Source organism: Pseudomonas sp. CDFA 610, from assembly GCF_021147865.1.
Taxonomy (GTDB): Bacteria; Pseudomonadota; Gammaproteobacteria; order Pseudomonadales; family Pseudomonadaceae; genus Aquipseudomonas; species Aquipseudomonas alliivorans.
The window spans coordinates 100,477-127,227 of sequence record NZ_JAGTPM010000010.1 but is presented as its reverse complement, the minus strand read 5'-3'; the positions used below and the strand labels follow the sequence as shown (position 1 = coordinate 127,227).

Annotated in this window: 23 protein-coding genes and 4 tRNA genes; 14 read left to right on the top strand and 13 right to left on the bottom strand. The window is 60.7% G+C overall.

Annotation, left to right across the window (positions count from 1 at the left end):
• Positions 1–81: 81 nt before the first annotated feature.
• Entirely contained in the window at positions 82–840 is a 759-nt protein-coding gene (locus KDX39_RS19555) for a hypothetical protein (RefSeq protein ID WP_231661498.1), read from the bottom strand.
• A 285-nt stretch (positions 841–1,125) separates the two neighbouring features.
• On the opposite strand from KDX39_RS19555, the gene KDX39_RS19550 reads away from it, so the two are divergent.
• The 4 genes from KDX39_RS19550 to KDX39_RS19535 all read left to right on the top strand — a co-directional run bounded on the left by KDX39_RS19550 (position 1,126) and on the right by KDX39_RS19535 (position 1,533).
• Positions 1,126–1,201 (top strand) — tRNA-Glu (locus tag KDX39_RS19550).
• A 2-nt stretch (positions 1,202–1,203) separates the two neighbouring features.
• A tRNA-Gly gene (locus tag KDX39_RS19545) sits at positions 1,204–1,279 on the top strand.
• A 99-nt stretch (positions 1,280–1,378) separates the two neighbouring features.
• Positions 1,379–1,454: transfer RNA gene (locus KDX39_RS19540), tRNA-Glu, on the top strand.
• A 3-nt stretch (positions 1,455–1,457) separates the two neighbouring features.
• Positions 1,458–1,533 (top strand) — tRNA-Gly (locus KDX39_RS19535).
• A 61-nt stretch (positions 1,534–1,594) separates the two neighbouring features.
• Here KDX39_RS19535 and KDX39_RS19530 read toward each other — a convergent pair.
• A complete protein-coding gene (locus tag KDX39_RS19530; RefSeq protein WP_231661497.1) occupies positions 1,595–2,020 on the bottom strand; it encodes a cupin domain-containing protein in 426 nt (141 codons plus the stop codon).
• A gap of 213 nt (positions 2,021–2,233) precedes the next feature.
• Entirely contained in the window at positions 2,234–2,956 is a 723-nt protein-coding gene (locus KDX39_RS19525; RefSeq protein WP_231661496.1) for a pirin family protein, read from the bottom strand.
• A 336-nt stretch (positions 2,957–3,292) separates the two neighbouring features.
• Here KDX39_RS19525 and KDX39_RS19520 point away from each other — a divergent pair, with 336 nt between their 5' ends.
• Together KDX39_RS19520 and KDX39_RS19515 are read left to right on the top strand one after the other, a co-directional pair.
• Positions 3,293–4,243, top strand: coding sequence for a GlxA family transcriptional regulator (locus tag KDX39_RS19520; protein WP_231661495.1), 951 nt, complete (start codon positions 3,293–3,295; stop codon positions 4,241–4,243).
• Positions 4,244–4,367: 124 nt separating this feature from the next.
• Positions 4,368–5,876 carry an ATP-binding protein gene (locus KDX39_RS19515; RefSeq protein WP_231661494.1) on the top strand — a complete coding sequence of 503 codons (1,509 nt, stop codon included), beginning with the start codon at positions 4,368–4,370 and terminating at the stop codon, positions 5,874–5,876.
• Here KDX39_RS19515 and KDX39_RS19510 read toward each other — a convergent pair.
• The 3 genes from KDX39_RS19510 to KDX39_RS19500 form a co-directional block, all read right to left on the bottom strand.
• Complete coding sequence (locus tag KDX39_RS19510; protein ID WP_231661493.1) at positions 5,856–8,627, bottom strand: ATP-binding protein; 2,772 nt, start codon at positions 8,625–8,627, stop codon at positions 5,856–5,858. The genes KDX39_RS19515 and KDX39_RS19510 overlap by 21 nt on opposite strands.
• A gap of 63 nt (positions 8,628–8,690) precedes the next feature.
• A complete protein-coding gene (locus KDX39_RS19505; RefSeq protein WP_231661492.1) occupies positions 8,691–9,128 on the bottom strand; it encodes a helix-turn-helix domain-containing protein in 438 nt (145 codons plus the stop codon).
• A 160-nt stretch (positions 9,129–9,288) separates the two neighbouring features.
• Complete coding sequence (locus tag KDX39_RS19500) at positions 9,289–10,716, bottom strand: mechanosensitive ion channel family protein (RefSeq protein ID WP_231661491.1); 1,428 nt, start codon at positions 10,714–10,716, stop codon at positions 9,289–9,291.
• Positions 10,717–10,831: 115 nt separating this feature from the next.
• Here KDX39_RS19500 and KDX39_RS19495 point away from each other — a divergent pair, with 115 nt between their 5' ends.
• From KDX39_RS19495 to KDX39_RS19485, 3 genes are all read left to right on the top strand, one after another.
• Positions 10,832–11,740, top strand: a complete 909-nt coding sequence (locus KDX39_RS19495) for a LysR family transcriptional regulator (protein ID WP_231661490.1) — start codon at positions 10,832–10,834, stop codon at positions 11,738–11,740.
• Between the two features lie 174 nt (positions 11,741–11,914).
• Positions 11,915–12,826, top strand: coding sequence for an ABC transporter substrate-binding protein (locus KDX39_RS19490; protein ID WP_231661583.1), 912 nt, complete (start codon positions 11,915–11,917; stop codon positions 12,824–12,826).
• 288 nt (positions 12,827–13,114) lie between these two features.
• Entirely contained in the window at positions 13,115–15,385 is a 2,271-nt protein-coding gene (locus tag KDX39_RS19485) for a molybdopterin guanine dinucleotide-containing S/N-oxide reductase (protein WP_231661489.1), read from the top strand.
• Here the strand turns inward: KDX39_RS19485 and KDX39_RS19480 are convergent, their stop codons facing one another.
• The 4 genes from KDX39_RS19480 to KDX39_RS19465 form a co-directional block, all read right to left on the bottom strand.
• A complete protein-coding gene (locus KDX39_RS19480; RefSeq protein WP_231661488.1) occupies positions 15,386–16,561 on the bottom strand; it encodes an acyl-CoA dehydrogenase family protein in 1,176 nt (391 codons plus the stop codon).
• A gap of 40 nt (positions 16,562–16,601) precedes the next feature.
• A complete protein-coding gene (locus KDX39_RS19475) occupies positions 16,602–17,591 on the bottom strand; it encodes an ABC transporter substrate-binding protein (protein ID WP_231661487.1) in 990 nt (329 codons plus the stop codon).
• Between the two features lie 171 nt (positions 17,592–17,762).
• A complete protein-coding gene (locus KDX39_RS19470; protein WP_231661486.1) occupies positions 17,763–19,346 on the bottom strand; it encodes a rhodanese homology domain-containing protein in 1,584 nt (527 codons plus the stop codon).
• The gene (locus tag KDX39_RS19465) at positions 19,346–19,951 is read right to left on the bottom strand and encodes a cysteine dioxygenase (RefSeq protein WP_231661485.1); all 606 of its coding nucleotides are present in this window, start codon (positions 19,949–19,951) and stop codon (positions 19,346–19,348) included. Before KDX39_RS19465 ends, KDX39_RS19470 begins: the two co-directional genes overlap by 1 nt.
• A gap of 206 nt (positions 19,952–20,157) precedes the next feature.
• Here KDX39_RS19465 and KDX39_RS19460 point away from each other — a divergent pair, with 206 nt between their 5' ends.
• Complete coding sequence (locus KDX39_RS19460) at positions 20,158–21,063, top strand: LysR family transcriptional regulator (RefSeq protein WP_231661484.1); 906 nt, start codon at positions 20,158–20,160, stop codon at positions 21,061–21,063.
• Between the two features lie 52 nt (positions 21,064–21,115).
• Here the strand turns inward: KDX39_RS19460 and KDX39_RS19455 are convergent, their stop codons facing one another.
• Positions 21,116–22,204, bottom strand: coding sequence for an LLM class flavin-dependent oxidoreductase (locus KDX39_RS19455; protein WP_231661483.1), 1,089 nt, complete (start codon positions 22,202–22,204; stop codon positions 21,116–21,118).
• Positions 22,205–22,462: 258 nt separating this feature from the next.
• Between KDX39_RS19455 and KDX39_RS19450 the strand changes: the two genes are divergently transcribed.
• From KDX39_RS19450 to KDX39_RS19440, 3 genes are read left to right on the top strand one after another with little or no spacing between them, the layout of a single operon-like run.
• Positions 22,463–23,317: an ABC transporter permease gene (locus KDX39_RS19450; protein ID WP_210043256.1), complete on the top strand. Its 855-nt coding sequence runs from the start codon at positions 22,463–22,465 to the stop codon at positions 23,315–23,317.
• A gap of 2 nt (positions 23,318–23,319) precedes the next feature.
• Positions 23,320–24,153 (top strand): ABC transporter ATP-binding protein, encoded by an 834-nt coding sequence (locus KDX39_RS19445; protein ID WP_231661482.1) that lies wholly within the window; start codon positions 23,320–23,322, stop codon positions 24,151–24,153.
• A gap of 51 nt (positions 24,154–24,204) precedes the next feature.
• Positions 24,205–24,507, top strand: a complete 303-nt coding sequence (locus tag KDX39_RS19440; RefSeq protein ID WP_231661481.1) for a SelT/SelW/SelH family protein — start codon at positions 24,205–24,207, stop codon at positions 24,505–24,507.
• Here KDX39_RS19440 and KDX39_RS19435 read toward each other — a convergent pair.
• On the bottom strand, positions 24,501–25,376 hold the full coding sequence (locus tag KDX39_RS19435) for a DMT family transporter (protein ID WP_231661480.1): 876 nt from the start codon (positions 25,374–25,376) through the stop codon (positions 24,501–24,503). The two genes, KDX39_RS19440 and KDX39_RS19435, sit on opposite strands and share 7 nt — an antisense overlap.
• A 132-nt stretch (positions 25,377–25,508) precedes the next feature.
• Here KDX39_RS19435 and KDX39_RS19430 point away from each other — a divergent pair, with 132 nt between their 5' ends.
• A complete protein-coding gene (locus KDX39_RS19430; RefSeq protein WP_231661479.1) occupies positions 25,509–26,336 on the top strand; it encodes a UDP-2,3-diacylglucosamine diphosphatase in 828 nt (275 codons plus the stop codon).
• A 9-nt stretch (positions 26,337–26,345) separates the two neighbouring features.
• On the opposite strand, the gene KDX39_RS19425 is transcribed toward KDX39_RS19430, so the two are convergent.
• Positions 26,346–26,657: a DUF962 domain-containing protein gene (locus KDX39_RS19425; protein WP_099229161.1), complete on the bottom strand. Its 312-nt coding sequence runs from the start codon at positions 26,655–26,657 to the stop codon at positions 26,346–26,348.
• Positions 26,658–26,751 lie beyond the last annotated feature (94 nt).

The window sequence follows — 26,751 nt, the reverse complement described above, 5'->3', positions numbered from 1 at the left end:
CGCCATCACCGGCAAGCCGCTTTGCACAGTCAGATGTTTGCAAGTGCATCTGGTTGTGTCGGGGGCAGAGGTGGCAAGTCATCAATCGTAGATGACTTTCTTCTTCCATTCCGATTCGGTTTCGTCAGCCTTGAGGCCTTCAGTCAGCGCGTTGTCGTCGTCGGCAGTCGGGGCGGTATTGGTCAGGACCATGGAATTGGCGCGGGCCAGTTGCTTTTCCATCGCCAGCAATTGCTGTTGATAAGTGACCGGGTCCGGCTGGTTGCGCAGGTATTGCACGCCACGTTCGAATGCCAAACGCGCTTGACCTGGCTGATCCTGGGAAAGCGCCATCTGACCGAGGTTGTTGAAGAACTCGATATGCAGGTTGACCAGAATCGTGCGGATTTCGCGAATCCAGTGCTTGGCTTCGCTGGTTTGCAGGAAGCCATCGTGGGCAGCGCGTGTCACCTGACCATGCAGCGCTTCAAGCAGGAAGCGCACGTCCTTGGCCTTGGCTTCGGTCTGGATCGGTGTGACAGGGTTGGTCACTTCGATGCGGTCGCCCTTGGCCACTTGTTCTTCAAGTTCGGCAACGCGGTTCTTGAGTTGGGCGTTGCCTTTTTCCAGTGCCAGCATGCGCTGCACGACATTCAGCTCCAGGCGGGTCAGCAGCAGTTTGAGTGCCGGAGACATCAGTTGGCCCGGAAACACTTCGGTGATCTCGCCGCACCGACGCAGACGATCATTCAGCTCGACCTTGGTGCGTGCCTTGTCCAGTTTGCTGTTTTCAGCGACATGGTTCAAATAGCCGATCGCGATCAGCACAGCGATACCGGCTATTACCATCAGTGTGATCATGAGTGGAGTCACTGCACAAACCTCAGTTGTTCAAGTAATTTTGCAGGGAGTGTAGTGGCTAAGCACTACTGCGCATAGATGTGCCCGTCGGACTTTGTCATATCGCTTCTATTATAGGTACGTAATCGCAAACCGTCGGTCGGTGCCCTGAACGGGTGCGAAGTCGTTGATTTCAATAAATTTTCAGAATGGGGTTGACGACCCTTCAAACCATCCATAGAATGCGCGCCACTTACAGCGTAAAGCACACAGCGAAGCGCAATAAGCAGTGAATGTTGTACGTGTGTCCCCTTCGTCTAGTGGCCTAGGACACCGCCCTTTCACGGCGGTAACAGGGGTTCGAGTCCCCTAGGGGACGCCATTGCGGGAATAGCTCAGTTGGTAGAGCACGACCTTGCCAAGGTCGGGGTCGCGAGTTCAAGTCTCGTTTCCCGCTCCATTTTTAAGCAGCCTTGCTTCACGGCAGGGTTGAGTGAAACCAGAACCCTCTTCGGATGAGGTCTGGAACTGGAACATACACCATGATGTTTCAGGCAGTGTCCCCTTCGTCTAGTGGCCTAGGACACCGCCCTTTCACGGCGGTAACAGGGGTTCGAGTCCCCTAGGGGACGCCATTTGCGGGAATAGCTCAGTTGGTAGAGCACGACCTTGCCAAGGTCGGGGTCGCGAGTTCGAGTCTCGTTTCCCGCTCCAAATTCACAAAAACGCCGCTCAATAGAGCGGCGTTTTTGCATGCGCGTTTTAAGCCCGGCGTTCAAGCCAGTCGTTCAGCCAGCAATGCATCCAGTTCCGGCATCAGCGTCACGCTTTCCTGTTCGTTGGGGTCGGTGCGAGCGATGAGGGCGGTGGCCTCATGCTCGTTGCTCAGGTTGTACGGCACGTGCGGCATGCCTGCGGGAATGTAGAAAAAGTCGCCTTCCTCCACGGTCGCGTGTTTCTCCAGCGCTTCGCCGTACCAGCAACCTGTTCCGCCTTTCAATGAATAGATGGCGGTCTCGTGCTCCTGGTGTTTGTGCGCCTTGCCTTTGCCGCCAGGCGGGATGGTCAGCAGCTGCATGTGAATATGCCGGGCGCCTGCGCTTTCGGCCGATATCCCGACCTTATAATCAAGGCCCTGTTTGCCCTGATAGGTCGCAGCAGGTTTCAACAGCACGCAATCCTGTTGATGGTCGTGGGGCATGGGCAATCCCTCCGGCTGATAGTTAGAAATTGGCAGCGATAAGGGGCGAAACGCCAACACGCTTTGTTCGGAGCGTGAATCAGGCAAAGAAGGCGTTCAAGTGAAACAAAGTAACAAGTATGCCCTGGCGCTATGCGCCTGAAGTATGGCGTATACAGAAACGCCGTCCAATGAGACGGCGTTCTGCATGTTTCGATGAAAGGCTTTCAACCATCACGGCATCTGCGGCAGTTCATTGGGCCGCAGGTCGAACACCAGCACCTCGGCATCCACCCCTTGAGTCAGGGTTATGACCTGCTCGTTACGCAGACGTACACCATCGCCTTCACCAAGCGCCTGACCATTGAGTACCACGCTGCCGCGTGCAACGTGTACATAGGCGTAGCGATTGGCGGCCAGTTCAAGCGTGGCGGTTTCGCTACCGTCGAACAGACCCGCATACACGCGAGCATCCTGACGCACATTCAGCGCTCCGTTCTCGCCGTCGGGCGAAATGATCAATTGCAGGCGGCCGCGTTTCTGTTGGGGGCTGAAATGCTCTTGCTGATACTTCGGAGTGGCACCGCTGACATTCGGTACGATCCAGATCTGCAGAAAGTGCACGCCCTCGGTTTGCGAGTGGTTGAACTCACTGTGCGCCACGCCGCTGCCGGCACTCATCAGTTGCACGTCACCGGGACGAATCACCGAGCCCGTCCCGAGGGTGTCCTTGTGTTCCAGTGCACCTTCAAGCACGTAGGAGAAAATCTCCATGTCACGGTGCGGGTGCTGTCCGAAGCCTTTGCCAGCGGTCACGCGGTCGTCGTTGATCACCAGCAGGTCGGAGAAGCCCTGTTCGTTCGGGTTGCGATAGCTGGCGAACGAGAAGGTGTGAAAGGATTTCAGCCAGCCGTGATCGGCTGCGCCACGATCGGAAGCTTTGCGAAGAGTCAGCATGATAGTTTCTCCATCCAGATGTCGACGCTGCAGATTCAGACATCGACCAAGTGAGATGAAGGTTACTGGTTATCTGCAGGTGCAATAAGTAGCTGAAAGACGAATGACTGTCTCGCTGAAGTTGACAGTCATTCAGTCGAGCGCTTTGCCCTCACCTGTAATAGCGCTGTTTCACCGTCGCGTCTCTACCAACGGGTGTCTTTCAAGAGACCTATACCGCTTCGGGTGGTACTGCCTGCCTGAATCAGGTCTGATCCAGGCACATAATCCCCATCGCCCGCGATCTTCGCCATAATGCGCCTCCGACCTTTACTTTTTTCAAGTGACGCCTCATTCATGAAAACCGTAGCAATGGTCCTGTTCCCGGAGTTTCTTCTGCTCGACATGGCAGGCCCCATGGAAGTCTTTTCCATCGCCAACCGCTATCTGGCGCTGGAAAAGCACTACCAGATAAGCACCGTGGGTACGCAACACGGTGTCATCCAGGCATCCAACGGTGTGCGGGTGATGGCCGATGCTCATCTGGAGCAAGTCGCTGGCAGCCATGATTTGCTGTTGGTGCCCGGCGGGCCGGGAGCCTACGACAATAAACATCAGCCGCTGGTGGACTGGCTATTGAGCGCCAGAGAGCAGGCGGGATGTATCGGCTCGATCTGCACGGGCGCGTTCATTCTCGGCGAGGCAGGCCTGCTGGACGATCACCGAGTCACCACCCACTGGCATTACACCGAACGTCTGATCAAGCGGTTTCCCAAGGCCATCGTCGAGACCGATCAGATCTACATCAATGACCGCAACCTGCTGACCTCCGGCGGGGTAACGGCCGGTATCGACCTGGCGCTGGCAATCGTTGCTCAGGATCACGGCAAGAAAGTCGCGCAGGACGTCGCCAAGGTACTGCTGGTACTGATGAAGCGTCAGGGCGGCCAGGCACAGTTCAGTCCGTTGATGGCGGCTGTCGCGCCTAACGAAACCGCTGTTACACGGGTGCAGAATTACGTGCTGGAGCATCTGGACGAATCGTTCAGCGTCGAACGCATGGCCAGTATGGCCAACATGAGCGCCCGGCATTTCGCCCGGCTGTTTTCCCGTGAAGTGCAGATGACGCCCATGGAGTTTCTGCAGAACGCACGTATTGATCGCGCCAGAAGCCTGCTGGAAATCAGTGACCTGCCGCTCAAGACAGTGGCTTACCGGAGCGGCTTTGGCAGCGTGCGGCACATGCGCTTTCTGTTCGGTGAAAAGCTGGGTCTGACGCCGAGCCAATACCGTGAGCAGTTCAGTTAGTTTCGGGTGAATTGCGGGGGTGTCCGTATCTGGCATCGCATTGACCGTGTGACTCCCCCCGTGCAACTTGTTCCATCTTCATTGCCTGCCAAGATGAATAGGATCTATTCAGCAAGGTGATGCAATGGACTGCCAGCCCAGGCGTTTCAGCCAGCCAGACACATCGAAGCTACCGGAAACGTCTCCCCGGGATGAGGTGCTGCGGTTCGGTCCCTACGTATTCCATGTGCGCCAGCGCCAGATTTTGCGCGAGAGTGAACCGTTGCGTCTGGGTGGGCGAGCACTGGATATCCTGCTGGTCCTGATAGCGCGCGCAGGTAGCGTGGTAGACAAGGAGGCCCTGATCGCGCAGGTCTGGCCCGATTCCTTCGTCGAAGAGATCAACCTGCGGGTGCAGATTGCAGCCTTGCGCCGCGCGCTCGATGACGGGCAACGTTACATCGAGACGCTGCCACAGCGCGGATATCGATTCGTGGCGCCTGTTCACAGGACCGCGACCTCAGAAAGGCCCGAGCCGGCCTGCGCTCCCAACAATCTGCCTGTGCGTCTCACTCATGTCGTGGGGCGCGATGAGGTGGTGGGCAAGCTGGTGCGGCAACTGCCTGCAAAACGCTTCATCACGCTGACGGGGGCGGGCGGAATCGGCAAGTCGACCGTGGCCTGCCGCGTGGCTGAGCGTCTGGTGTCGCGCTATCAGGATGGCGTGTGTGTCATCGATTTCTCTGTGGTGGACAATGAGCAGGCGCTGGCTGTCTGCCTGGCCGGTCTCTTGCGGCGGGACGGGGAGCCGTGCCTGTCGAGCCTGACTGCTGAACTGGCGCAGGGGCGTCGCCTGTTGATTGCCGACAATTGCGAAACGATCGACGATGGCTGTCGGCAGTGGGTCGGCGCGCTGTTGACGCAGTCCGGGGAACTCGCCGTTCTGGCGACCAGTCGACGACCGCTGGATCTGCAGGACGAGCGACTGTTTGCACTGGAACCGTTGACCGTTCCGCCTGCATCCGCGCAGCTCAGTGTCGAGCAGGGCCTTGCGTATCCGGCGGTGCAACTGTTCGTCAGTCGCGCCCAGGCCTGCCAGCAGGGTCTGGTCCTGCGGGACCGTGACATGAAGGTCATGGGCGAGCTCTGTCGCAAGCTCGATGGTGTGCCTTTGGCACTGGAACTTGCGGCAGCGCAGATCAACGCCTTTGCGCTGGTCGGCTTGCACGCGCGTCTGGATCAACGTTTTCAGTGGCTGACGCAGGGTCGCCGTACGGCCGTCCCCCGTCATCAGTCGCTCAGGGCTTCGCTTGACTGGAGTCATCAATGCCTGAGCCTGCGCGAGCAGGCAGTGCTGCGGCGCCTGGCTGTCTTCGACAAAGCCTTCACGAGCGAATCCGCAGTGGATGTGATCGGGTGTGACGGGCTGGACGCGCACTCGGTGCGGGAGGCACTTGTCCAGCTGGAGCGTCACTCCTGGCTATCGAGTGTGCCTGGCGTCGGCGTGTCGCGTTACCGGCTTGCGCACACCACCCGCCTGTATGGGCTGGAAAAGCTCGAAGATGCTGGTGAACTTCAAACGTTCATGGCGCGCCACGCCCGTCACGTCAGCCTGCAGCGTTTTATGGCGAAGTCAGTGCAAGCGGTCGAGTAGCGCACGTGCCGCCAGCAGGTCCGGCGTAGCAAATCCTTCGCTGAAGCGGGCATGAACCGGCGCGAGCAGAGTCCGTGCCTGCTGCCCCTTGCCCTGGCGCTGCCAAAGCCCCGCCAGTGATGTCGCACTGCGTAATTCCCACGCCAGCGCGTGCTGAGCGCGCGCCACTTCCAGCGCCTGGATCAGCAGCGCCTCGGCGCCGTCCTCGTCATACGCCTGCACGGTTTCGGCTCGGCACCGCAGCATCTCCGCCGTGCACCAGCCTGCCAGACCTGCCTGAGCCCGTTCCACCAACGCCAGGTCCAACAGACCGGGGCGCAGTGTGACCATGATGTCCCGAATCAGGCCTGAGCCCTGAGGCCGGTCGTCTGGCGTGGCGGACTCGCTCAACAATTGCTCGTAAAAGCCCGCCCAGCGATGGAACAGCAGAACCGAGTGTTTCTGGGTCTGTTCCTGCAACAGTTTCACCCTCACGCCTGCAACCTGGAGATCACCGTTGTAGAACGCGATGGCGCAACCGGCCACAGCCAGGCTGTAGCAGATGGACGCGCCATGGTTGATCTGTAACGCAATCTCCAATGCTTGAGTGGCCGTGCGTGCGGCCTGCTCAGGCAGGCCCTGCATCCAGAGAATGCGCGCCAGTAAGGTCAGGGACGCGACGCTCAGGTCGTACTGAATGCCGAAACCCTGGGTAAAACGGTTCAAATGGCCGTTATGCGCCATGTGCTGGATGACCTGTTCGGCGTCTCGCCTGGCCTGTCGCTGGTCGCCGTTGTAATGCAGCGCCAGTGCCCGCAGACGCTGCGCGCTCAAACGCAACGCCTCATTGGTGTCGAACCCCAAGCGGTTGAACCGGCGGCTCTGTTCAATCGTTTGCGGGTAGTGACCATTGCACAGGTTGACAGCCACCAGACCGGAAATCGCCTGCAGTTGACCGGCCAGATCGCCCGACTGCTCTGCCAGCACCTGCGCAGTGCTGAACGCCTCCACCGTTTCCGGCGTACCGCCAACGGTGTGGTAGGAAAAGTTGCCCTGCGCCAGTTTCAGGACCATTTTCAAGTCCAGGCAGGGCAGGGGGTTGGCGTCCAGCAGTCTCAACGCCCTGCGCACGTAATGGCCGTGCTCCTTGAGCAGAGACAGTTCCTGCCAGAGCGGTGCCGACTGAGCCACCAGGCGAATGGCAACGATCTGCGGCGCGTCTGTGTTCAGTCCCCAGGCCAGCGCAGACCGAATGTCTTCCAGGTTACGGCTGTAACGTTCGATCCACTGCGCGGTGGAGACCTTTTCCCAGTCCAGTCGCGCCTGCTCCATGATGGCCAGACAGCGTCGCGCGTGCCGTTCCTGCGTGGCAGGCAGCTCATGGTGAATGCGCAGTTTTTCCAGCGCATAACGGCGCGTGGTGTCGAGCAGGTGATAGAACACCTCGTCATCGCCGACCTCCACGTTCAGCAGGGATTTGGCCACCAGTTGCGTGATGGCGTTGAACACTTCGCAGGTCGCCACTGGCTGATCGGTGATCACTGCGGCGGCCGACTCCAGCGAGAAACGGCCCTTGAAGATCCCCAACCGTTGCAGACAGTTCTGTTCGCACACGTTGAGCATCTGGTAGCTCCAGTCCAGCGTGGTGCGCAGCGTCTGGTGGCGGGTCATCGCGTCGGACGGGTCGTCGCAATGCTCCCGGCAGCTCTGCTGCAAATGTTCCAGAACGCCGCTCAGGCGCAGGTTTCCGACTTGCGCCGCAGCAAGCTCGATGGCCAGCGGGATACCGTCCAGTCGCTGACACAGCTCGATGGCCAGCGGCAGGTTTTCATCGGTCAGTTCGAACTGTTCATGACTGGCCATGGCTCGCTCGACAAACAGTTGCAAGGCCGCGAAGCCCATGGCGCAAGCGCGATCGCTGTGCGGCGGCGGGCAATCCAGCGCATCCACCCGCTGCACGAATTCGCCTTCAGCCCTCAAAGGCTCGCGGCTGGTGGTCAGGATATGCACGTGCGGCGCGCTGCGCAGGATGTGTTCACTGAGCTGCGCGATGGCATCGATCATGTGTTCGCAGTTGTCGATCACCAGCAGTATGTGTCGCTCGCGCAGATACGCAGCCATGTGATTGACGGGGCGCTCGTCGGGCAACGACAGTTCCAGCAGTGACGCCAGGTGCGGGACGATTACCGCAGGATCGGTCAGCGGTGCCAGATCGAGCAGACGGACGCCGTCGTGATAGCGGTCGATCAACTGTTCGGCAACGCGCAGGGCGGTGGTGGTCTTGCCGATTCCGCCGGGGCCGACCAGAGAAATGAATCGGTGCTGCTGCAACTGGCTGACCAGGCGTTCGACCAGTGCTTCCCGGCCCAGCATGCGTGCGCGCCGCATGGGCAGATTGTGATGGGGCGGGGTATTCATCCAGGCATCCGGCGTGTTTTCGCTATGTTCCAGGGTAAACGGGGCGACAAAGCTGTAACCGCGTTGCGCCACTGTCACGATGTAGCGTTGCCCTGCCTGACCATCGCCAAGCGCCTTGCGCAAGGCAGCCATGTGCACACGCAGGTTGCCGTCTTCGACCACGGTTCTGGGCCAGACCCGGTTTATCAGATGCTGCTTGCTGACCACCTTTCCGGCGTGTTCCAGCAGCACCAGCAGGATGTCCACGGCGCGCTTGCCCAGCCGCAACGGTCTATCGGCTTCCAGCACCAGACGCTGTTGCGGATAGATGCGATAAGGGCCGAAACGCATGGCCTGCTCGTTGAGAACGGTCAACGGTCTTTTCCAGTTCAGAGGGATTGGGGACGTCTGCGTGCAGCGTAGCTTAACGGCTGCCAGTCACGACGCTGACATCCCTTCACCCTGACCTGCATTTCTCGCATGGCCGCGCCACGTGAAGGGGTTGATGCCTTCGGCGCGGGAGAAGATATGCGAAAAATGAGATTGATCACAGAACCCGCACTCCTGACTGATCTGGGTCAGGCTCATGACGGTGTGTTGAATCAGGCATTTGGCGCGGGCCAGACGCTGCTCGCGGATCCACTCCTGAGGCGACAGTCCGGTGCTGCATTTGAAGGCGCGGGAGAAGTAACTGCGCGACAGGGCGCAGGCCCGTGCCAGCTCGGCCACTTCGATGTTTTCACTCAGGTTGTCACGAATCAGTTGCTTGGCCAGACGTTCTCGCCAAGGGGACAACCCACCGCTGTTGCGGACGTTTTTTTCGCTGTGCAGCGCATCAGGGCAAAGCTTGCAGGCATAACTTGAATAGTGGTTCATGGCAAATGTCCGTGGTGGGGTGAGCTTTCCATGGGCAAGAATTTTCGCAGAGGCCGCTATTCTTGATTTCCGCGAGCCGTACTGACGAGTTAATCGTTGTTAATTCCGGGTCTTCCGAGTGGTGGCTAACTGATTGCGCGACAGCTCTGCCACGGGCATCTCAACGGCTTTGCAACCAGCCGAGGAAGCCGCCCTTCCTGACCTGCGGCGGGCGGGCCAGCAGGATCGAATGGCTGTTCTTCTGACGCACCGCCTGCAGCTTGTGCAGGGCCGTATTGACCTGGCTGGATTGCGCCATGCAGGCGCGGGCGATGTCCTTGTCGATGCGATAGACGATGCTGGAAGTCAGCGCGGTGAAACAAGCTTCGGACGGCGTGTCGTCCAACAGGCCCTGTTCGCCCAACACTTCGCTCGGCCCCATGCGACCGGCTTCGACGCGTTGCTCGCCATTGACCACGGCCGCACTGATCACACCGGTGGCGATCACGAACAGGCCGTCGGGCACCTCGTTCAGGTCCAGCACCACCTGGCCTGCGGAATACTGCTGAGCGGTCATGTGTTGTGCCAACTGATCACGCTCCTCCTCGCTGAGCGAACGGAACACTTTCACTTCTTCCAGCAGTGCACGGGCACGGGAAGCTGGCTCGACGACGGCGTCGGGCTGGCGAACGATCCCGGCGGCTTCCAGGTGTCGGTGGGCGAGGTCGAACAATTGGTTGCGCACTTCGCCTTTTTTACTCAAGTCGGCGATGAAACCACTGGCCACGTATTCCGACATGCTGTCCCCCGACGCATGCAGTACGGCCTTTGGCGCAGGGCTCAGCAACAGGCTGCTGCTGCCCTGTAGGGTGCGCTCCAGAGCGTCGAGCACCCGGCGTGGACGTATGTGGGTCGGTACCTGGATGCTGATCGAAACGCCGTGCATGTTGGTCGGGCGACTGAGGTTGACGATCTTGGCCTTGGCCGCCACCGAGTTGGGCACTACGGCGGTGCTGCCTGCGTGAGTCAGCAGATGTGTGGCGCGCCAGTCGATGTCGAGCACCTTGCCCTCGACGCCGTCGATCGACACCAGATCGTCCACTTGATAAGGCTTGGTAGTGTTGAGCACGATCCCGGAAAACACGTCGCTTAGCGTGCTCTGCAACGCCAGACCGACGATGATCGCCATCGCCCCTGACGTGGCCAACAGGCCCTTGACCGGCAACTCCAGTACATAGCCTGCGGCCGCCACCACGGCAATCAGGAAAACCAGCGCGCCGATCACGTCCTGCAACAGGCGTCCGCTGTGTCCGATACGGTGCATCAGCGCCAGACCGATCAACACGGTCAGCACCCTTGCGGCGTAGACCCACCAGAGAATCGCCAGGGCCGTGGCACCCAGTTGGATCACGCTGTCATCCGGCCAGGACGGGGCCTGCAACGGACTGATCCCTGCGTTGATGATGATTGTGCTGAACGCCAGAAACAGCGCCAGCCGAATGCTGACCTGCGCCACCCGCTGACGCACCGGTGCCAGGTGCCAGATCAGCACATCGGCCAACAGCAGCAGGGCGCTCCAGAGCAAGGGATGGCTCAATGACTGATGCATGGGATGACTCCACAGAACGTTGGGAATGGGCTTTTGCCTGTGGACACAGACTAATCAGGTGCTGAAATGCAAAAAAGCGGCTATAAAGCGTTTTACTGTCAACCAGGTCGTGACAATGAACCCTTTTGAAGACATGCGTATCTTTTGCCAGGTGATGGAGTCGGGCAGCTTCACGGCGGCTTCCGACAAGCTGGGACTGTCCAAGCAGTTCGTCAGCAGACGGCTGATGCAACTGGAAGAGCGATTGGGCGTACGCCTGCTTAACCGCTCGACGCGGCGGCTGGACGTCACGCCGCTGGGCCAGAGTTACTACGAATCGTCCCTGCGTCTGCTCGCTGAAGTCGAGCAGGTGGAGCAGGGCATCACAGGCCAGAACAGCGAGCCACGCGGCACCCTGCGCCTGAGTGCGCCGCTGTCGTTTGCCGTGGCACACCTGGGCTGCCTGCTGCCGCTGTTTCTGCAGCGCTACCGCGATGTGTCGGTCGAAGTGGACCTGAGTGACCGTCCGGTGGACCTGCTCAGCGAGGGCTATGACCTGGTGCTGCGCATCGGCATGCTGGAGGACTCCTCGCTGATTGCCCGGCGCATCGCGACAATCGACCGGGTCTACTGCGCCAGCCCGACTTATCTGGCCGAGCGCGGCACGCCGGAGAAACCTGAGGACCTGCACGCCCACGACTGCCTGCCGTACGGCCATGGTCGTCAGGTGCAATGGCGTTTTCAGGGCGCAGGCAAACCGCTGAGCCTTAGCGTCAGCGGGCGGATGCGGGTCAACAATGGTGAGCTGTTGCGCGATGCGGCGGTGGCGGGGCTGGGCATCACCTACCTGCCGACGTTCATTGTCGGCGCGGCCCTGCGCAACGGCAGTCTGGTGCGAGTGCTGGACGATCTGCGCCCGGAGCCGCTGACCCTGTCAGCGGTGTATCCACAGCATCGGCAGGCTTCCCGGCCAGTGCAGGCCTTCATCGAGTTTCTGCGCGAGCGGCTGGACTCGGGCATCGACCTGGATGACCGTCAGGGGTAAAACCTTTAGCTGATTATTTTGCATATTAGGCTAGATCAAAAATGAATTTAGCTAATTTTGTGCCGGGTGTTAGGGTCGTGCCATCTGCGTGAAGACGCATCTGTTGATGACCTGTGGAGAGCACCTGTGGCGAAAACAATCACCCGCTGGACAACGGGCCTGGCCCTGGCGCTTATGGTGTCGGCCGGTGCCCATGCCGCCAATCTCATTGTCGGCGACCAGAGCTACAGCGCCCGCACCGTGATGGAGGCCGCCGGCGTGCTCAAGGACGTGCCGTACGACATCGAGTGGAAACAGTTCACTGCAGGCTCGCCTGTGGCGGAAGCCTTGAACGTCGGCAGTCTGGATGTGGGATTGCTGGGCGATTCGCCCGCGCTGTTCATGGGGGCGCTGGGTGCGCCGATCAAGGTGATCGGTGTCTCGCGGCAAAACCTTGATGGCGTGGCGATTGTGGTGCGCAAGGACTCGCCCATCAGAACCGTGGCCGATCTGGCGGGCAGGAAGGTCGCGATCTGGAAAGGCTCGTTCAGTCAGCAGTTGATGCTGACCGCGCTGGACAAGGCCGGTATCGCGCGCGATACCGTGGATTATCGCTACCTGAGCGCGCTGGATTCCTCCCACGCGCTGGAAGGTGGCTCGGTGGACGCGATTGCCACCTGGGAGCCCTACGTCACCCAGCAGGAACGTCAGGGCGCACGCATCATCACGACGGCCAAAGGGCTGATACCGGCACAAAGTTTCATTGTCGCCAACGACCGCTCGATCAAGGACAAGCGGTCGCAGATCAGCGATTTCCTCCAGCGCCTGCAAGCCGCCCGCGCCTGGTCAGTGAGTGACCCGCAGCACAACGAAATCTACGCCAGTGCCTGGTCCGCCCTGACCAAGGCCGACGCGCAAGTCGCCAGCCGCTGGTTCTCCCGCGCCCAGGTCATCGTCGTGCCCATCACCCCTGACGTCGTTGCAGGCGCACAACAAACCATCGAGTTCTTCAACGGTGCCGGACTGACCAAAAGCTATCCCGCAGCAAGCGTGTTCGACGAATCATTCAACGCAGTGCTCCAGAGCCAGACCCAGGCGTCACGCTAGATCGAGCGTTCGGTACGACCAACGAGGGAGGATGACCGTTTGTCACGCTCCGCGTGGGAATGCCTTTCGGGACGCGCCGGGTCCGGACGTGACGGTCACGATCAGCAACGTGCAATCTGCTCAAACGCAGAAATGGTGGCCGGCGAATCGGTTTATCAAGCGACTGATCCATTGCTGAACGGACGCCATCGCCGGCAAGCCGCCCCTCGGCTTTTTTGGTTGCCACGGATTTTGCATTCGGGTGTCGAACACGATAAACATCACCAAACCCAAGGAGTGCGCCCTGACATGAGTCTGACCTCGCTGCACTGGGGCGCTTATCGCCCGCAGGTTGTGAATGGCAAGCTGCAAGCCTTGCAGCCTGTCGAGTGGGACAAGGACCCTTCGCCCATCGGTGACTCGGTGGCAGCGGCCATCACCTCGCCGACACGCATTATGCGTCCGGCCGTGCGGCGCAGTTTTCTGGAGCAGAAGGGCGGGCGTGCGCACTTGCGCGGGCAGGAACCTTTCGTTGAGGTGTCGTGGGAGGTTGCACTGGATCTGGTCGCCCGTGAACTGAAACGGGTCAGGCAGGAGCACGGTAATCAGGCGATTTTTGGCGGCAGTTACGGGTGGGGCAGTGCCGGGCGCTTTCATCATGCCCAAAGCCAGTTACACCGTTTCCTCAACTGCATTGGCGGCTATGTGTCCAGCACCGACAGCTACAGCCTGGGCGCCGGACGGGTGCTTATGCCGCATATTGTGGGCAGCATGGACTGGCTGCTGGCGGCTCACACCTCATGGAAAAACCTCGCCGAACACTGCGAGCTGTTCGTCGCGTTCGGCGGCCTGCCTGCCAAGAACGCCCAGACCAGCCCTGGTGGCGCAACGGATCACCTGCTTACCGACGCACTGCAAAAAATGTCTGACGCAGGTGTGCAGTTCGTTAACGTCAGCCCGCTGCGTGAAGACCTGGCAGGCCCTGCGCAGATCCAGTGGCTGCCGGTCAGGCCCGGCAGCGACACGGCCTTGATGATGGCGCTGTCTTACGTGCTGATCACCGAGAACCTGCACAACGAGTCATTCGTTCAACGCTACACCGTTGGTTATGAACGCTTTCGCGCTTACCTGCTCGGTCACACCGACAATCAACCGAAAAGCCCGGACTGGGCCGCAGCGCTGACGGATATTCCCTCGGAACAGATCGTCCGGCTGGCGCGCCAGATGGCAAGCAAGCGCACCATGATCAACGTTGCCTATTCGTTGCAGCGCTCGGTGCATGGCGAGCAGCCGTTCTGGATGACCGTGACCCTCGCTGCATTGCTGGGGCAGATCGGCCTGCCTGGTGCAGGTTTCGGCCTTGGATATGGCTGCATGAACAACACCGGCAGTGGACGCAAGGCGTTCTCCGGGCCGCGCTTTTCCCAGGGCAGCAACCCGGTCAAGGCGTTCATCCCGGTGGCGCGGGTGACCGACATGTTGCTCAACCCCGGCACCCCGTTCGATTACAACGGCCAGCGTCATACCTATCCCGATATCAAACTGGTGTACTGGGCAGGCGGAAACATTTTCCACCACCATCAGGACCTCAACCGACTGCTGGGCGCCTGGCAACGTCCGCAGACCATCATCGTTCACGAGCAGTTCTGGACCGCGCAGGCCAGGTACGCCGATATAGTATTGCCCGCGACCACTGCGCTGGAGCGCAATGACATCGGCAGTTCGGCGTCCGACCGGTTCATGATCGCCATGCAGCAGGCCATTGAGCCGGTAGGCGAGTCCCGCGACGACTATACGATCTTCTCCGGTCTGGCCGAGCGCATGGACGTTGCCGAGACGTTCACCGAAGGCCGCGATGCCCAGGCCTGGTTGCGATTCATCTATGACGATTCCCGTCAGCGTGCCGAGTCGTTCGGCATCGCGTTGCCAGCGTTCGACACGTTCTGGCGCGATGGCCTGCTGGAAATCGACTTTCCAGAAACCGACAATGTGCTGCTCAAGGCCTTTCGGGATGACCCGGATGCCCATCCGCTGCCGACGCCGTCCGGGCGTATCGAAATCTTTTCCGAGCGCATAGCCGGATTTGGTTATGCAGACTGTCCAGGGCACCCGGTGTGGCTGGATAAACCTGCGCCAGCCTTCGCCTTGCACCTGCTGTCCAACCAGCCCAAGACCCGGCTGCACAGCCAGTATGACCACGGCAGTTACAGCCGTTCTTCGAAGATCCGCGAGCGCGAGCCGCTGACCATGAACCCGAAAGACGCGCAGGCACGCGGGATTGTCGATGGCGATGTGATCAAGGTTTTCAATGAACGTGGCGCGTTTCTGGCCGGGGTGATCGTGTCCGAGGCTATTCGGCCCGGTGTGGTGCAGATCGCGACGGGTGCGTGGTTCGATCCGCTGGTGCGGGGCGAGCGCGGCAGCCTGGAGAAACACGGCAATCCCAACGTCATCACGCGGGACGTCGGTGCGTCGAGCCTGTCGCAAGGCTGCTCGGCACAGACGGCGTCGGTGGAAATCGTCAAATGGACTGAGCCGCTGCCATCGGTCACGGCGTTCGAGCCGCCAGCGATGGGTTGATCAAACACTGGCGTTTCGAGCAGCGAAAGCGGCCTTGCCGACACCGATCAGCACGGCATCGTTCTGCGGTGTGTGAACCCGGCCGCACAGCACGTTGCGGTAATGGCGCTGCAGTGGATTGCTGCGCGACAGGCCGGGATTGCCGGACGCTTCGATGGCCAGTTCCACGGCGCGTATCGCATTGCCGGTCACCAGGTATTTGATCTGTCCCGCGTGCTGAGCAGGCGTCAGGCCCTGCGCAGCTGCGTCAAGCAGGCTGCGGTTGGCGAACAGCAGCGTGTCGATGTGGCCAACGGTCTCCTGAAAGCGCGGCAGTGTCGAAAGCGCTGCGCCGAGGTTGGAAGGCTGGCGTTGTTCGAGCCAGTCCACCAGCCAGTCGCGTGCGGACTGCGCGATACCGTCGTAGACCGACGACAGCAGCACTGACATCCACAGCATGCCCGCGGGGTCCAGATCCGACTTCGGTGCGCTCCATGGGCTGACGCTCACCGCATGCTCCAGCGGCACCAGCACGTTGTCGAAACGGATCTCATGACTGTTGGTAGCGCGCATGCCCAGATGGTCCCAGTCCTCGATGATCTGAATGCCGGGCGTGTCCTTGTGCACCAGCCAGGTGCCTACCAGCGGGTCGTCGTCATCGCTGCGCCCCCACACAGCAAACCAGGTCAGGCCGTGACTGCCGGTGGAGTAGATCTTGGTGCCGCTGATGCGCCAGCCTTCAGCGGTACGACGGGCGACAGTGCCCGGCAAACCGCCACGTGCGGGCGTGCCCAGATCCGGCTCTACCCGCAGGGCATTGATCAGCGCGCCTTCACAGACGGCTTCCTCGCCGACGCGAACGCGCAGGTCGCGGGGCCAATTGGCGTTGTCCTGCAGGCGGGCGTGTTGCAGGTACTGCATCACCAGAATCAGCGCCGTGGAAGGTTCGCCTCGAGCGATCGCACTGATCACCTGCTGCGCCTTTACGAGATCCGCGCCGCCACCGCCCAGGCCGCTTGGCACCACGAGACCCAGCAGGCCATGTTCATGCAGCAGGCTGAAATTGGCATGCGGAAATTGCGCAGTGGCATCGTAGTGTGCAGCCGTCTCGGCCAGGGTGGCGGTCAGGCTGTTCAGTCGAGCTTCAAACGCTGCGGCCGATTCGGGCAGCGGCTGACGAAGGGGAAAAGGGCTCATGCGGGATCCTTTCGCAACGGGGCTGGATGGAGCGTACTGGTCATTGGCTGGCTGTCTGCGCGATTTGAGGCCGCGCCGCGTTGAAACGCTTGTCGAAGCCTGTCGAAACGTCGATTGGCTTGCCCAGAATGCCCTCGGCCAGATAGGTGTCAGCGGTGGCTTGCAAACCTTGAATGATCGTGTCGTCAATCAGCGTGCGCTGCATTTTGGTCGCCTTGGCAACTGACAGGTGCACCTCAAGCGGCAGGCCGGTGACCCTGGCCTGCGCGGCGGCGTACTCCTCGGGATGCGCATTGGTCCAGTTGAAGGCACGTTCGACCCGCGCGACGAAGTCGTCCAGTTGCAAACGTTTGCCTTCGATGGCCTTGCCGGTTGCGGCGAGATACAGGTGATTGCTCAACAGCTCGCTGCCGCTGACCAGCACCCGCGCATCGCTCTGACTGATGGAAATGGTGGTGTAAGGGTCCCAGGTCGCCCAGGCGTCGGCCTCGCCGCTGTCCAGCAGCAGCCGTGACTCGCTGGGCAGCAGGTTGATGAAGGTGACATCGCTGGTCTTGAGCCCCGCTTCATGCAAGGCGCGGATCGCCAGATAATGGCCGATGGAGCCGCGCCCGGTCACGATTCGCTTGCCCTTGAGGTCGGCCACGGTCTTGATCGGCGAATTCTTTGACACCAGCAGGGCGGTGGTAAAGCGGCCCTGGGCGTGAGTGATGCTCACCACTTTCAGCGGCGCGCCCGCACCCAGCGCGAACACATAGGGCGCGTCGCCCAAGGCGCCAAGGTCCACCGCACCGGCATTCAGCGCTTCGCCCAGTGGCGCAGCGGACGGGAATTCGGAAAACTGGATGTCATAGGGCACGTCCTTGAGTTCGCCGGACACCTGCAGCAGGGTTTTCAACAGGGACTTCTGGTTGGCTACCCGCAATGGCGCAAGGTCTGCCGCCAGTGCCTGCTGACTGGTGAGCAGGCTGAGTAAGGTGGCGAGCATCAGGCTTTTCAGCGGCGCGGCTGATTTGAAGAAAGGCAGCATGGAAGAAGAAACTCCGTTATCAGTAAGGTGGATCGCTCCGTGCTCTGCGTCATGCATCCATCAGCCTCACACTGATCGTTGCCTACGCGCAGCGATGGGCACGATCAGTGCCGAGGCAGACTTGTATCTGAAATGCGCGTAGAGCATAGGCACGGGCAGCTGTCTGGCGTCTCATATCACCCGAAACCCGTGTGTCCCGTCGCGGGCCAGTTGTTCGACCAGACCGAACTCCCAATCCAGATACGCCTGCATGGCGGCCTTGGGCGCGTCGGTGCCTTCGTAAGGACGGCGGTAGCGGTCGATGCGCGGTGACGCCAGACGCGTTTCGCCCTGTTCGAGCGCAAATCCGGCCTTGACCCAGCTGGCCGTGCCGCCCTCCAGCACGAATACCGGCCTGTCTGTCAGGGCCTCGACGTCGGCTGCCGCGAAGCGTGCCAGACGGCTGCTGCCACAGGTCAGCACATAGCGCTCGGCAGTCGGCACCTTGGCCAGTACCTGTTCGAGATCAGCCCGCAGGCTCCACCAGGCGCCGGGGATGTGCTGCTTCACGTAGTTGACGCTGGTGGTGAAATCCAGCACCGCCACACCGTCGTGGGTCTGCCAGTCGGCGAGGGTCCCGGCACTGATGAACTCCACCTGTGCAGGCGCAGGGAAGGGCGCGTCCCAGTCGCCCTGCTCGGAGAAGTCGATGGCTTGCAGCCCATCGATCACCGCCACCTCCCAGCCCAGTTGCGCCAGCCACGAAGCGGACATGTTGGCGCGCACGCCATCGTCATCGACCAGCACAATCCGTGCGCCGCGTACGCTGGCGTAGTGATCGGTTTCCTGCACCAGTTGTCCGCCGGGCGTTGAACGAGCGCCCGGCAGATGGCCTCTGGCGAATTCCTCGGGCGTGCGCACATCGAACAGGTAAGTGGTACGTGCCGTCTCCCTCTGCCAGCCGTGCAGATCGACCAGGCTGGCGCGCTTCACGCCTGCGCGGTCAGCCACGTTGCGGGCGTCGGCGCCAGCCGTGTTGCGGGTCCTGTCGCTCACTTCTGCGAAGCGCCGACTCTGCCCATGATCCAGCGTCTGATCGGCGAGCAGCCAGCCTATGGTGCCGTTGCGCAGTGCATGGACCTGATTGGGCAGGCCTGCATTGATCAACGACTGGGTACCGATGATGCTGCGGGTACGGCCTGCGCAGTTGACGATGATCCGGGTGTTCGGGTCCGGTGCCAGTTCACGGGCGCGCAGCACCAGTTCCGCGCCTGGCACGCTGATGCCGCTCGGGATGCTCATGGTCTGGTATTCGTCATAGCGCCGCGCATCGAGCACCACCACATCGGCCTGGCTGTCGAGCAGTGCCTTGACCTCTTCAGCGGCCAGCGACGGCGTGGCGCGATGGTGTTCCACCAGTTCGCCAAATGCCTTGCTTGGCACATTGACGTCGATGAACAGCTCGCCGCCGGCTTCGCGCCAGCCCTGCAAGCCGCCTTCCAGCAGCTTCACATCGCTGTAGCCCAACGCCTGCAAGCGTTGCAGGGCAATGTCCGCCAGGCCTTCGCCATTGTCATACAGCGTTACGGCGGTGTCGCGACGCGGGATGCGCGAGAACACTTCCAGCTCCAGTTTCGACAATGGAATGTTGGCTGCGAACAAGGGGTGTGCCTGCGCGAAAGGCGCTTCCTCGCGCACATCCACCAGCGCCAGTTCCTGATGGTCCAGCAGGGTCTGGCGAATCTCGGCAAAGGATCGGGTTGCGTGTGTGCTCATCAGGCGTGACTCCCTGTCGGTTGTGCTTGAGATGGAATCGGGGCTGCGTTGGAGTACCCGGAAATAAACAGCTTTTCAGTGCCGTCCAGCTCGTAAACCGCGCGCTTCACCTGACCGATGTCGGCGCCGTATACATGGATACTGATCGAAACCTGATCGCTGAAGGCATTGCTGACCTGATGGACATCATTGCGATGCGGCAACAACGCTTCGACCTGACCTGGCACCAGACGCACCGCCGCACCCTGTGGCTCAAGACGCCCTTCAGCACCGCGCACATAACCCTGAGCGTCTTCTGCGCCGCGCAGCATGCCGATCAGTCCCCATACACGGTGGTCATGAATCGGCGTGCGCTGGCCCGGACCCCAGACGAAACTCACCACCGAGAAGCGCTGGTGTGCATCGGCGTGCAGCAGAAATTGCTGGTAACGCGTCGGGTCGGGAACCGCGAATTCGTCAGGCAGCCAGTCGTCGTGGCTGACCAGCTGCGCAAGCAGTCTGCTGCCGCGAAGCAGCAGGTCGGTTTCGTGGGTATCGCTGCCGATCAGTTCGGTCAGCGCATCGATGAAAGCCCCGAGTCGTTCGGGGTGTCGGTTCTGAGTCATGTCCATTCCAGATCAGCGTCAGGTATGGATCGATATAAGCATAATACACAGGTTTAATATGCTATTTTTTAATGATTAGGATATAACGAAAACGTCTTTCACCGGCAATGATTCGGCCTTATGTTGGAGGTGTGGACTATTCATGAACGCCCATTGGTACTATGCTTTTTGCCTATGTTTCTTTTATATTTTTATGTGCGGTCCGAATGAAAATTGATGATATCGATGCGTTCGTTGCGGTGATTCGCTGTCAGTCGATCAGCCATGCGGCTGAATCGCTGGACCTGACCCAGCCGGCCATCACGCGCCGGGTGCAAAATTTCGAGCAGGCGCTGGGCGTCGAACTGTTCGATCGCAACACCAAACCGCTCAAGCCCACCGCCATGGGCATTCAGGTCTATCAGAAATGCCTGGCGATCCTGCGTGAAATGGACGCGCTGCGTGAGCTGGTGGCCAGCGATACGCCGCCCAGCGGCCTGCTGCGGCTGGGTGTGCCGCAGACCATTGGTGACGTGGTGCTGCTCGACGCGCTAAAGCAACTGCGGAGCGAGTTTCCCGACCTGCGCGCCCAGGTGAGCACCGGCTGGGGCAGTTATCTGATCGGCAAAGTCGAAAACGGCGAACTGGATGCGGCTGCCGCACTGTTCCCGGCCGGCAAGATTTTCCCTGAAAACATCGTGGCGCAGTCCATTGGCCGAATGGAGTTGGTTGTGGTCGCCGCCAGGAACACGGTGCCGAAAAAGCCCGGCAAGCTGGCCGACTGTTATCAGCAGGGCTGGGTACTGAATCCCGACGGCTGCGGATTTCGGGCGGGCCTGCAACGCACGTTGTCCGATCAGGGCCTGAGCATGAAGGTCAATCTGGAAACCTTCGGCACCGAGCTGCAACTGGGGCTGGTTGCCGATGGCATGGGGCTTGGCCTGGTGCCGCGTCCTTTGCTGGAACGCAGCATCCACCGCGATCAACTGGCCGTCATGCCTTTGAAAGACTTCAAGCCGGTGATGGACCTGTGGCTGTTCTATCCGCGTTTTCTGGGCAACCTGCAAGGTCCGGTGGATGCGTTCGGCGCGCTGGTGGCGCAGTCGCTGGAACAGGTTTCGGCTGCTGCCTGACGGGGCTCACCGGCAGGCATGACTGTGCCGACCGGTGTCATCTGCCAAAAGCTCAGGCAACCTTCTCGCGGGCTTCGCGCTCGCGCTGGGCGACCAGCTCGCGGGTCAGCGGAATAAGTTTTTTGCCGTAGTCGATGGCGTCATCCAGCGGGTCGAACCCGCGAATCAGGAAGGTGGTAATCCCCAGGTCGTAGTAATCCAGCAGCGCGTGTGCGACCTGTTCGGGCGTGCCCACCAATGAGGTCGAATTGCCCTGCGCGCCCAGCAATTCGGCGATACCTGTCCACAAACGCTTGTCCAGACGCGACCCTTGCGCGGCAGCGGCCAGCAGGCGGCGAGAACCCTCGTTCGGTGGTTCTCGGCGAATAAACCCGTTGCGCTCGGCCAGTGCCCTGGCTTTTTCCAGAATGCTGTCGGCACGTGCCCAGGCCTGTTCTTCGGTGTCGGCCAGAATCGGCCGCAGCGACAGGCTGAAACGAATGGTGCGACCGTGTCTGGCGGCCTCGGCGCGAACCCGTTTGACCACGTCCCGCACCTGCTCATACGTCTCGCCCCACAAGGCATAAACGTCGGCGTGTTTACCTGCGACGGCAATCGCGGCGTCTGACGAGCCACCAAAATACAGGGGAATATGTGGTTGTTGCGCAGATTTGACCAGCGAGTGCGCGCCCTCGAACTGGTAGTAAGTGCCCTGGTGATCGAAGGGTTTGTCGCTGGTCCATTCCTGACGCATTACGCTCAGGTATTCGTCGCTGCGCGCATAACGCTCATCCTTGCCGATATGGCTGCCGTCGGCACGCAGTTCCTTGTCATCGCCACCGGTGATGATATGCACCGCCGTCCGGCCGCCATTGAACACATCCAGCGTCGCGAACTGACGGGCCGCGACGGTCGGCGAAATGAAACCGGGACGATGCGCGATCAAAAATTTCAGTGTGTGGGTCACGCTGGCAGCGTGCGCAGCCACCAGCGTGCTGTCCGGACTGTTGGAGTGATAGGCGATCAGGGCTCGGTCGAAACCTGAGTCTTCATGAGCCCTGGCGACTTTCTGTACGTAATCGGGCTGGACGGCCGCGCCACTGCGTGGATGGATTTCCGAACCGGGCTGCGTCGCGATATAGCCGATGAATTCGATGCTCATGAATAACTCCTGCCAATGGTTGAGGTCCGTTCGACCTTGTCGACTGGCACCTTAATGGGCGGGAGCGGAGGCTGTGAAATTCGATTTTGGTCTAAGTTAATTATAAAAAATATGCATTATGTGAATGGGTGATAATCAAATATTTTAACTATTAGCTTAGATTCAAATAGAATTTCACTCAGTGTTCTTATGCACCTAGCATGGGCTTATCCAGTGAGTCGGGTGCGTTTGCCCGATCCGTTCAGCAAGGATGCCTTCATGCCTGAAACAACCCTCAGTTCCATCGATGCCGGATTTCTGGTCGTCAACAAACCCGAGCGACAGGCCGCTGCGCCGTCCGGCAGCCCTTGGCGCGTGCCCGGTTTCGTGCTGCGTCTGCTCAGCCCGCTCGCGTTGTTACTGCTCTGGGAGCTGGCCTCACAGACCGGCCTGCTGCCGGTGCGGGTCATTGCTGCGCCGTCGCAGATTGGCGGCACGCTCTGGTCGATGATTCTGTCTGGCGAACTGGGCCGACACTTGTGGGTGTCGCTGCAGCGCGCGCTGCTGGGCCTGAGTATCGGTGTCAGCATCGGGGTCGTGGCCGCGTTGATCACCGGTCTGTCCAAGCGGGGTGAAATTGCCCTCGATTCTCCGATGCAAATGCTGCGCACCATTCCCTCGCTGGCGCTGGTGCCGCTGTTCATCCTCTGGTTTGGCATCGGCGAGTTCACCAAAGTCGCGCTGATCGTGATGGGCACCACGTTCCCGGTGTACCTGAACCTGTTTTCCGGGATCCGCAACATCGACCCCAAACTGATCGAGGCCGCCAACACGCTGGGTCTCAGCCGTCGCGAACTGATCTGGCACGTGATCCTGCCTGGCTCGCTGCCATCGTTCTTCGTCGGCCTGCGCTATTCGCTGGGCATTTCCTGGCTGGCGCTGGTATTCGTCGAGCAGATCAACACCACGGCGGGTATCGGTTATCTGGCCAGTGACGCCCGCGACTTCATGCGCACCGACGTGATTGTCATCTGCCTTCTGATCTACAGCGTTCTCGGGCTGGTGATCGACGGCATCATTCGTACGCTGGAGCGCTACGCCCTGGCCTGGCGCCCGACTTTTCTGAGGAACTGAACATGACTGCTTTCGACGTGCGCAACACACAGACGACCCTGCACCGTGCCCCCGAACAAGTCGAGCAGGCTCCGGTCCAGCTGCGCAATGTGGTCCGGCAGTTCGGCCAGCAGCGCGTGATTGACGGGCTGAATCTGGACATCGCGCCGGGTGAATTCGTCGCATTGCTCGGGGCCAGCGGATCCGGCAAGACAACCTTGCTGCGTACCCTCGCCGGGCTGGACAGCATCGACAGCGGCGAGCTGCGCGTGCCGGTGGCGCGGGCGGCGGTGTTTCAGGAGCCCCGCTTGATGCCATGGAAGAGTGCCTGGAAGAACGTGGTGCTCGGTCTGCACGTCGACAACGCCAAGGCGCATGCCGAAGCCGCGCTGGGCGAAGTCGGTCTGTCGCATCGGGTCAATGCGTTTCCAGCCACCTTGTCCGGCGGTGAAGCACAGCGCGTGGCATTGGCCCGTGGGCTGGTGCGCGAACCGAAGCTGTTGCTGCTGGACGAACCCTTTGCTGCGCTCGATGCTCTGACGCGCATTCGCATGCATCAACTGATCATCGACCTGTGGCGCAAGCATACCCCGGCAGTGCTGCTGGTGACCCATGATGTGGATGAAGCGATTCTGCTTGCCGACCGGGTCATCGTGCTGGCCGATGGCAGGATTGCCGACGAGATTCGTATCGAACTGCCGCGCCAGCGCGACAGTGGGCAGACCGGGTTTCAGGCGATACGCAGTCGTCTGCTCGGGCTGCTGGGCGTCAAAGGGCATGAGCAGAACGCCGAACCGGACGATGTTGCGCACAACCCGACACTCAGCGACCTGCGACGTGTCGCCAACGCTCGTTGAGCGGGTAAACGGTGCGTATCATGGGCGCTCCTTCATGCGGAGCACGCGGTCATGTCTGCCGGAAAACCTGAAGTTGTCATTACCTACTGCACCCAGTGCCAATGGTTGCTGCGTGCGGCCTGGCTGGCGCAGGAGTTGCTGAGCACGTTCTGCGACGACTTGGGCAAGGTGTCGCTCGAGCCGGCCACAGGTGGCACCTTTCGTATTGCCTGCGACGGCGTGCAGATCTGGGAGCGCAAGGCCGACGGTGGTTTCCCGGAAGCCAAGGTGCTCAAGCAGCGGGTGCGGGATCAGATCGACCCGGCGCGCGATCTTGGCCACAACGACCGGCACCGCGCAGCGGACCCTCAATGAGATTCTGTTTCTGCATCTCGGCTGCCCATCAGGCCTGAGATCAGAATGGCGACAATGATCAGCGCCCCGCCCAACAGCATGCGCAGCGTGGGCGTTTCGGCGAAGATCATCCACGCGAAGGCAATGCCGTAAAGCGGCTCCATGGCAAACACCACAGCGGCCATCCTTGCCTTGATCACGGCCAGACTGGCGACGAACAGGCTGTGCGCCAGCCCGGTGCAGAACACGCCGAGCAGCGCAATCCACAGCCAGTCAGTGGTCGATACGCCGGGCAATGAAGCGGCTGCCCAAGGCAGCAGGCACATGGCAACGATCAGGTTCTGACACAGCGCGGCCTGCACCGCATGTACATGAAGCGCGCTGGCGCGGTTGACCAGCGACAGCAGGGCGAAGGTGAAACCCGAAAAAATCGCCCATAAAAGGCCGCCCGTCGCTTCGCTGGCCAGATCGAACCCTGGCGTTACCAGCATCAGTCCCACCGTGACCAGTGCGACCAGCAGCATCTCGATGCGCCGGATACGCTCGCGAAATACCAGACCCTCGAGTATCACGGTGAACGCTGGAAAGCTCGCAAAGCCCAGCGTCGCCACGGCCACCCCTGCCACTTTCACCGCAATGAAAAACGACACCCAGTGCAGACTCAGTAACACCCCGCTGAGCGCCAGACGGGCGCCGCTGGCTCGGCTCAATGGCTTCCAGCGCGAGCTGCCAACAAAGCGCACGAACACGGCGAGTGCTGCGGCAGCGAATGCAGCACGGCCGAAAACAATCACGGACGGGGATGCATGGGCCAGTTTGCCCAGTACGCCGGACAGGCCGAACAATAGGGCGCCCATGTGCAGGGCGAGCAGAGCGGAACGCGGAGTCATGACCATCCTTGTGGGCGCGGCGACAGGCAAGTCTACCTCGCAGAGGCTATTGTCATGACATCGCCATGTGCGTGTCACATTCAATTAACCGGCATGCCGCACTCTGTTGGAAAACCCGCCGGAGGTCGTCCCATGAGCAGTGCTCAGCTCGCCAAACCCAGCCGCAAGCAACGCGTGCGGACCTTGTGGATTTCCGATGTGCATCTGGGCACGCGCGATTGTCAGGCTGAACACCTGTCGGCGTTTCTCAAGCGCTATCAGGCTGACCGGATTTATCTGGTGGGCGATATCATCGACGGCTGGAAGCTGCGCGGCGGCATGTACTGGCCGCAGGCGCACACCAATGTCATCCGACGCCTACTGACCATGAGCAAGCGCGGCACCGAAGTCATCTACGTCACGGGCAACCACGACGAGTTTCTGCGCCGTTACTCGAAGCTGATTCTGGGCAACATCCAGTTGGTGGACGAAGCCGAGCATGTGACGGCTGATGGTCGTCGCCTGCTGGTGATTCACGGCGATCAATTCGATGTGATCACCCGTTACCACCGCTGGCTGGCGTTTCTCGGCGACTCGGCCTACGAGTTCACCCTGACCCTGAATCGCTGGCTCAACCACTGGCGAGCGAAATACGGCTATGGCTACTGGTCGCTGTCGGCGTACCTGAAGCACAAGGTCAAAACCGCCGTGAATTTCATCAGTGATTTTGAAGAGGCCATCGCCCATGAATGCGTGAAGCGCGGGCTGGACGGCGTGGTGTGCGGGCACATTCATCACGCGGAAATCAGCCAGGTGGGCGGCGTGGAGTACATGAACTGTGGCGACTGGGTCGAATCCTGCACAGCGCTGATCGAGCATCTGGATGGCCACATTGAGCTGTTCCGGCTGGCCGATGCGCACCTGAAAGCCAGCCCTGAAGTCGAGCAGCAGGAAGTGCCGTTCAGCGAGCCGGTTGCCTGACTTCCTTTCTCAAAACGGCACCTTGCCCAACAGCATGTCGCGGTACATGACGAAATCGCCGAGCAGGCTGTAGAAAGGGTGCTTGAAGGTGGCGGGTCGGTTTTTCTCGAAGAAGAAATGCCCGGCCCAGGCAAAGCCGTAACCGGCAATCGGTAACAGCGCCAACAGCCACCAGCGTCCACTGCCGATACCAAAAGCCAATAGAAAGATCACCAGCGTGGTGCCAATGAAATGCAGGCGCCGGCTGGTACTGCTGCGGTGTTCTTCCAGGTAGTAAGGGTAGAAATCGGCAAAGCGGGTGAACGGCTTTACGGTATCCATGTGCAGACCCTCGCGTTGGCTTCGGATCAGTCTAGCCTGACAGGGTGCTGTTTGGCAGTACCCATCCGGCGCAGTTCACCGTACTGCAGGACGT